This window comes from Aliihoeflea sp. 40Bstr573, assembly GCF_024105655.1.
GTDB lineage: Bacteria > Pseudomonadota > Alphaproteobacteria > Rhizobiales > Rhizobiaceae > Aliihoeflea.
Map to the genome: position 1 here is coordinate 1 of NZ_JAAAMH010000042.1, position 6868 is coordinate 6868.

The following is a 6868-nucleotide window of genomic DNA, read 5'->3' on the forward strand; positions in this document are numbered from 1 at the left end:
AGGACTTCAACCTGCCGAAGCTTCGTGACGATCTCTTCCGGCTTGTGTCGTTTGTTGCTCATCGTGGTCCTCCTTCATGGTCAAAACCATAACTCAAGGTGGACCCGTTCAGTGGGGCTGGATCACACCACCATTGCCGTGACGAACGATCCACGCGGCATCCATGCCGCAAAGATGGTCGCGCAACTCAAGACCGCATCTCATGCAGGAATAAGATCAGCTTCAAAGTGCTAGTCTCGCCAAGACGAGCGAGGACCAGCCGCGCATGGCCCTTGGGCTTCGCCGTGGCGCAGTGCCGCGAACGCCATCAAGGCGAGCGCGCGTTGGGATTCGTCCCTGGCGTTTTTCAGTCCGCTTTGCGCTCATTGACTCAGCCTGCATCCGTCGGCATCTTCTGTTCTTCACCAGGGGGGTCCCGACAAGGGGCTGAGATACTGCTGGCCTGAAGGCAGCGCAGTGACCCGTCGAACCTGATCCAGTTCATACTGGCGTAGGGACGGTGCGGATGCCTTTTCGGTCGTTGCGCGACCTCGATTCGTTCAGGCGTTCTTCCTCCATCCCGTCAGAGCTGGGTCTCCATTGCTGCCAAGCGAGGAGCCTGACATGACATCTACTTCAGCCCCCACCGTCACAACCGGTCCATTGCCGGCCTCCACCAAGGTCTTCATGCCGGGTTTGCTGCACCCCGACATCCGCGTGCCGATGCGCCAGATCGCCGTGCATCCGAGCGCCGGCGAGCCGCCGGTGACCGTGTACGATTCGTCCGGCTCCTACACGGCCGACGGCGACATCGCCATTGAGCGCGGACTGCCGCGTCTGCGCGAAGGCTGGATCACCGCCCGCGGAGACGTCGAGTGCTATGAGGGGCGCCACGTGCAGCCCGCTGACAACGGCTTCGTCTCGAAGGATCGGCTGACGCCCGAATTCCCACATCGTCACCGCCCGCTGCGTGCGAAGGTCGGCAAGGCGGTCAGCCAGATCGCCTATGCCCGCGCGGGCATCGTCACGCCGGAAATGGAGTTCGTCGCCATCCGCGAGAATCTCGGCCGTGAGGCGATGCGCGAAAAACTCATGCGCGACGGCGAAAGCTTCGGTGCCTCCATTCCCGACTTCGTCACGCCGGAATTCGTGCGCGAGGAAGTGGCGCGCGGCCGTGCGATCATTCCGGCCAACATCAACCATCCCGAACTCGAGCCGATGGCGATCGGTCGCAATTTCCTCGTCAAGATCAACGCCAATATCGGCAATTCCGCCGTCACTTCGTCGATGGCCGAGGAAGTGGAAAAGATGGTGTGGGCGATTCGCTGGGGCGCGGACACGGTGATGGACCTGTCGACCGGGCGGAACATCCACAACATCCGCGAATGGATCATCCGCAACGCGCCCGTCCCGATCGGCACCGTGCCGATCTATCAGGCGCTGGAGAAGGTGGGCGGCGTCGCGGAGGACCTGAACTGGAACGTGTTCCGCGACACGCTTATCGAGCAGGCCGAGCAGGGCGTCGACTATTTCACCATCCATGCCGGGGTGCGGCTTGCCCATATCCCGCTCACCGTCGATCGCGTCACCGGCATCGTCTCCAGAGGCGGCTCGATCATGGCCAAATGGTGCCTGCATCATCACCGCGAAAGCTTCCTCTACGAGCATTTCGAGGAGATCTGCGAGATCGCGCGCGCCTACGATGTATCGTTCTCGCTCGGTGACGGCCTGCGGCCAGGCTCCATTGCCGACGCGAACGACGCGGCGCAGTTTGCCGAGCTGGAGACGCTGGGCGAATTGACGCAGATCGCCTGGAAGCATGATTGCCAGGTGATGATCGAGGGCCCCGGCCACGTGCCGATGCACAAGATCAAGGAGAATATGGACAAGCAGCTCGAAGTTTGCGGCGAGGCGCCGTTCTACACGCTCGGGCCGCTGACGACCGATATCGCGCCGGGCTACGACCATATCACCAGCGGGATCGGTGCGGCGATGATCGGCTGGTTCGGCACGGCGATGCTCTGCTACGTCACACCCAAGGAGCATCTGGGCCTGCCCGACCGCGACGACGTGAAGATCGGGGTCATCACCTACAAGATCGCCGCGCATGCCGCTGACCTCGCCAAGGGGCATCCCGCCGCGAAGATTCGCGATGATGCGCTCAGCCGCGCGCGCTTCGAGTTTCGCTGGGAGGACCAGTTCAACCTGTCGCTCGATCCCGATACGGCGCGTAGCTTCCATGACGAGACCTTGCCCAAGGAGGCGCACAAGGTCGCGCATTTCTGCTCGATGTGCGGGCCGAAATTCTGCTCCATGAAAATCAGCCACGACATCCGCGACGCCGCGCGCGCGGAAGCGGGCATGGCGGACATGGCGCAGAAATATCGCGAGGGCGGCGACCTTTACATGCCTGTCGAAGCGCGTTCCCGCGTGGCGGGGGAGTGACGTGCACGCGCTCGTCAGGGGCGCGGGTGTCGCAGGGCTCACCGTCGCGTTCGAGCTTCGCCGGCATGGTCATGCGGTCGAGATCGTCGATCGTGCGGGGTACGTCGGCGCGGGCGCTTCCGGTCTTGCCGGCGGCATGCTCGCGCCGTTCTGCGAAGGCGAAAGCGCGCCCGAAAGCGTGACGCGACTCGGCAGGGCCGCCGCCGAATGGTGGGAGGCTGCCCTGCCCGGCCATGTTGGTCGTAACGGAACGCTCGTCGTCGCGCCACCGCGCGATACGGGCGAACTGAAAAGGTTCGCCACGCGCACCACCTGCCACGAATGGCTCGACGAAGACGGCATCGCCGTGCTGGAGCCGGCACTGGCGGGGCGGTTTCGAACGGCGCTGTTCTTCCGCGACGAGGCTCATCTCGATCCGCGCGCCGCGCTCGGCGCGCTCAAGGAGTGGCTGGCCGACGACGGCGTTCGCTTCCGTTTCGACGCATCGTCGCCAGGAACGGATTTTGACGCTGTGTTCGACTGCACCGGATCAGCTGCCATCGGGACGGTGCCGGGCCTGCGCGGCCTGCGCGGCGAGATGCTCTATCTGGAAACCGAAGAGATCGCCCTGTCGCGTCCCGTGAGGCTCCTGCATCCGCGTCATCCGCTTTACGTCGTGCCGCGTGGCGGCAACCGTTTCATGGTCGGCGCGACGATGCTCGAGGCAAATGTCGGCGGACCGATCTCCGCGCGCTCGCTGATGGAACTGCTCAACGCCGCCTATGCGCTCCACCCCGCCTTCGGCGAGGCGCGTGTTATCGAGACCGGCGCGGGTGTGCGCCCCGCATTCGACGACAATGTGCCGCGCGTCCTTCGCATCGGGAATGCGATCCACGTCAACGGTTTTTACCGACACGGCTTCCTGCTCGCCCCGGCGATGGCGCGGGAGGCCGTGTCGCTTCTGGAAAGGGTGCCAGCATGAGGAACATCATCGTCAACGGGGAAAAAAGGGCGGTGGAAGCCACGACGCTCGACGCGCTGTTGTCTCTGCTCGACTATAAGGGAAGCTGGATCGCAACGGCGGTAAACGGAGAGATCGTTCGGCGAGCGGAGCGCAACGCATATGCGCTCGCCGATGGCGACCGGGTCGAGATCCTCTCGCCCATGCAGGGAGGCTGAGATGCTCGATCTTTACGGCGTCGAGATCACATCCCGCCTGTTTCTGGGCACGGCACGATATCCGTCGCCCAAAATACTCGCTGATGCGGTGCGTACGTCGCGGACCGAAATTGTCACCGTTTCGCTTCGCCGTGAAACCGCGGGCGGCAAGGCAGGTGGCTCGTTTCTAGACCTGATTGCCGCGCTCGGCGTACGCATCCTGCCGAACACGGCCGGCTGTCACAGCGTGAGGGAGGCGGTGACGACAGCGCAGATGGCGCGCGAGATCTTCCAGACCAACTGGGTCAAGCTGGAAGTGATCGGCCATCACGACACGCTCCAGCCCGATGTTTTCGCGCTGGTGGAGGCCGCGCGCATTCTGAGCGAGGACGGATTCGAGGTCTTTCCCTATACGACCGACGACCTCGTCGTCGCCGAGCGTCTTGTCGAGGCCGGGTGCAAGGTGCTGATGCCGTGGTGCGCGCCGATCGGCTCGGCGATGGGGCCGGTCAATTTGCCGGCGCTGCGGGCCATGCGCGCGCATTTTGCCGAAATACCGCTGATCGTCGATGCAGGGCTCGGCCGGCCCTCGCATGCGGCGGCCGTCATGGAACTCGGCTATGAGGCCGTTCTCCTCAACACGGCGGTGGCGAATGCCAGCGATCCCGTCACCATGGCCGGCGCGTTCGCCGATGCCATCGAAGCAGGACGAGCCGGCTTCAAGGCGGGTCTTCTGGAACCACGCGACATGGCGGTGTCCTCCACGCCCGTGATCGGAAAGGCAGTGTTCTCATGAAGCTCGATCCGTTCTACCTCATCGTCGACAGCGCCGACTGGATCGCGCGTCTCGTTCCGCAGGGGGTGAAGCTTGTGCAGCTTCGCATCAAGGATGCCGATGAGGCGACGCTGCGCCGCGAAATCCGGTCGGCGAAAGCCGTATGCGAACGCCATGGCTGCACGTTGGTCGTCAACGACTATTGGCAACTGGCGATCGAAGAGGGTTGCACGTTCGTCCATCTGGGCCAGGAGGATCTCGCAGAAGCCGATCGTGACGCCATCATGCGCGCGGGCATCGGCCTCGGCGTGTCCTCTCACGATAGCGTGGAACTCGAAGCCGCACTTGCGGCGCGGCCGGACTATGTCGCGCTCGGACCGATCTACCCGACCATATTGAAGAAGATGAAATGGGCACCGCAGGGGCCGGCGCGGCTGGCGTCATGGCGTGACCGGATCGGCGATCTGCCGTTGGTCGCGATCGGCGGGCTGACCCCCGAGCGCCTGCCGGGCGTGTTCGAAAATGGTGCCGACCATGCCGCCGTCGTCACCGATATCACGCTCAATGCCGATCCCGAGGCGCGCACGCGCAAATGGATCGCGGCGACCGAGCGGTGGCGTCACCAATAGCGGTGGAAATGGTGCAGCGGCCCATGGCCGTGACCGACATCGAGGCGGTCCGCTGCGCCGAGCGCGCCCTGAAGATAATCCTTCGCCTTGCGCACCGCGTCCTCGACGCCGCCCGACGGCAGTCGCGCGGCGATCGCCGCCGACAATGTGCAGCCGGTGCCGTGATCGTTCTTCGTCGCGATCCGGGGTGCCGACAGCTCGATTGTCGTCTCTCCCGAGTGAAGAAGATCGACGCTCGTTTCGCCGCCCGCATGCCCGCCCTTCAAGAGCACCCAGCGGGAGCCTAGCGTGTGCAGATTGCCGACCTGCCGCCTCATCTCGTCCAGCGACCACTCCGGATCGATACCGAGAAGGACGCCGGCTTCGGGCAGGTTGGGCGTGATCACGTCTGACAGCGGCACGAGCACGTCCCGCACGGCCGATACCGCGTCGGGCGCGAGCAAATGGTCGCCGCTCTTGGCGACCATCACCGGATCGAGTACGACGTTTCGCGCGCCATGATGGCGCAGGCGTTCCGCGATGGTTCTCGCGATCCCTTCATTGGCCACCATGCCGATCTTCACCGCATCGACGCGCACGTCGTCAAAAACGGCATCGATCTGCGCGGCGACAAATTCGGGTTCGAGGGCCACGAACGCCCGCACGCCTTGCGTATTCTGCGCCACAACGGCCGTGACCACTGACATCGCGTAAGCGCCCATGGCGCTGAAGGTCTTGATGTCGGCCTGAATGCCTGCGCCGCCGGTCGGGTCCGTGCCGGCGATAGTGAGCACGTTGAGTGGGGATTCCAGCATTGGCGGCCTTTCACGAGGCCGGCAAAGGAGCGAGGCAGCTACCCGTCCCTTCGCCGGCATGATCCGGATCAGGTTCTAAGGGTCATTGCGCTGCCGACTGGCCAGCAATTTCTCAGCCCCTTGCGGGACACCCCTCGGTTCGAGAACCGTAGCATGCGTCCCGGCCGGAAGGCGAGGCTTGATGGTCCCCATAGACGAAGTGGAATAGCCATTGGGTTCGTGGACGGCTTCCTCCCCGATTCTCGAGGCAACGAGGTCGTGACTCGGTCTGGCGTCGTGTGAAGAAGGACCTGGCTCGCGCTACCGAGGAGCGCGACATCTTGAAAAAAGGCGACCGCGTATTTCGCCAGGGATGCAAAGTGAGATACGCGTTGGTTGCCGAGCATCGCCAGCAGTTCACCGTGCGGGCGATGGACTGCCGCTGTGCATCGTGTTTCGGGGATTGCCATGACGAACAACTTCCCATCGAAACCATTCGGTCCGCGCATGGAAGCCGACATTTCCGGCTTTTGTGTCATCGGCAACCTGAAATGGCGGGCATGGAGCGGCCTCGTCGCCGATCTGTGGGAGGTCGATTGTGCGGATGGAGCGCGAGGCGACTATGTGGCCGCTGATCCACGCCTCTTCATTCCCGTTGCAGCAAGCGGCCCTGGTACATTCGTTTTGGGTGATGGTCACACGTCACAGTCATACGCCGATCCGGTAGGCAACGTCTTCAGTTACGTGCCGGCGGGCCACCCGACATGCAGCGAAGTATCCGGGGTGCTGAGGCTCCAACATCTCGATCTCCACATCAGCGTTGCCGGTCTGACGCGAAGGTTCGGGCGTGCTTTGCCCGTAAGAATTCTGGACGAACCTCGACTATCCCTTGAGAACGATCGCGTTTGGACGCTTGCACAATTGATGGCACGGGCTCTGGCCAGCGAGGAGATCTGCCATGACCTCTATTTCGACGGGCTTGCGAATGCCATGCTTTGCGCCCTGAACCGCCCCGGGTTTGCCGGAGGCTCCAACTTCCAAATAGGATGGAGCCATGACGAGCAAGACGACGAACAAGTTTTCCCCTGAGGTGCGCGAGCGCGCTGTGCGGTTGGTGTTGGATCACGAGG

The 6868-nt window shown here is 63.6% G+C and carries 7 protein-coding genes, 1 pseudogene and 2 riboswitches; of the genes and pseudogenes, 7 read left to right on the forward strand and 1 reads right to left on the reverse strand.

The annotated features are described in order from the left end of the window. Nucleotides 1-396: 396 nt before the first annotated feature. Nucleotides 397-515, forward strand: a riboswitch (TPP riboswitch). An 88-nt stretch (nucleotides 516-603) separates the two neighbouring features. Genes thiC through GTK01_RS20590 form a run of 5 tightly spaced genes read left to right on the forward strand, consistent with a single transcriptional unit; the run spans nucleotide 604 to nucleotide 4965 of the window. Then, entirely contained in the window at nucleotides 604-2424 is a 1821-nt protein-coding gene (gene thiC / locus GTK01_RS20570) for a phosphomethylpyrimidine synthase ThiC (RefSeq protein ID WP_252929680.1), read from the forward strand. 1 nt (nucleotide 2425) lies between these two features. Beyond that, nucleotides 2426-3385 (forward strand): glycine oxidase ThiO, encoded by a 960-nt coding sequence (gene thiO / locus GTK01_RS20575; protein WP_252929681.1) that lies wholly within the window; start codon nucleotides 2426-2428, stop codon nucleotides 3383-3385. Further along, the gene (gene thiS, locus GTK01_RS20580) at nucleotides 3382-3582 is read left to right on the forward strand and encodes a sulfur carrier protein ThiS (RefSeq protein ID WP_252929683.1); all 201 of its coding nucleotides are present in this window, start codon (nucleotides 3382-3384) and stop codon (nucleotides 3580-3582) included. The genes thiO and thiS overlap by 4 nt, the downstream gene beginning before the upstream one ends. A gap of 1 nt (nucleotide 3583) precedes the next feature. Next, entirely contained in the window at nucleotides 3584-4357 is a 774-nt protein-coding gene (locus GTK01_RS20585; protein WP_252929686.1) for a thiazole synthase, read from the forward strand. Beyond that, nucleotides 4354-4965: a thiamine phosphate synthase gene (locus GTK01_RS20590; protein WP_252929688.1), complete on the forward strand. Its 612-nt coding sequence runs from the start codon at nucleotides 4354-4356 to the stop codon at nucleotides 4963-4965. The genes GTK01_RS20585 and GTK01_RS20590 overlap by 4 nt, the downstream gene beginning before the upstream one ends. Here the strand turns inward: GTK01_RS20590 and thiD are convergent. Then, nucleotides 4956-5759, reverse strand: coding sequence for a bifunctional hydroxymethylpyrimidine kinase/phosphomethylpyrimidine kinase (thiD, locus tag GTK01_RS20595; protein WP_252929698.1), 804 nt, complete (start codon nucleotides 5757-5759; stop codon nucleotides 4956-4958). The genes GTK01_RS20590 and thiD overlap by 10 nt on opposite strands. 28 nt (nucleotides 5760-5787) lie before the next feature. Further along, a riboswitch (TPP riboswitch) is annotated at nucleotides 5788-5904 on the reverse strand. A gap of 127 nt (nucleotides 5905-6031) precedes the next feature. Here thiD and GTK01_RS20600 point away from each other — a divergent pair. Beyond that, nucleotides 6032-6184, forward strand: a pseudogene (locus tag GTK01_RS20600) (IS3 family transposase); the annotation flags it as partial. Nucleotides 6185-6206: 22 nt separating this feature from the next. Next, a complete protein-coding gene (locus GTK01_RS20605) occupies nucleotides 6207-6827 on the forward strand; it encodes a hypothetical protein (protein WP_252929700.1) in 621 nt (206 codons plus the stop codon). The last annotated feature ends 41 nt before the right edge of the window (nucleotides 6828-6868 follow it).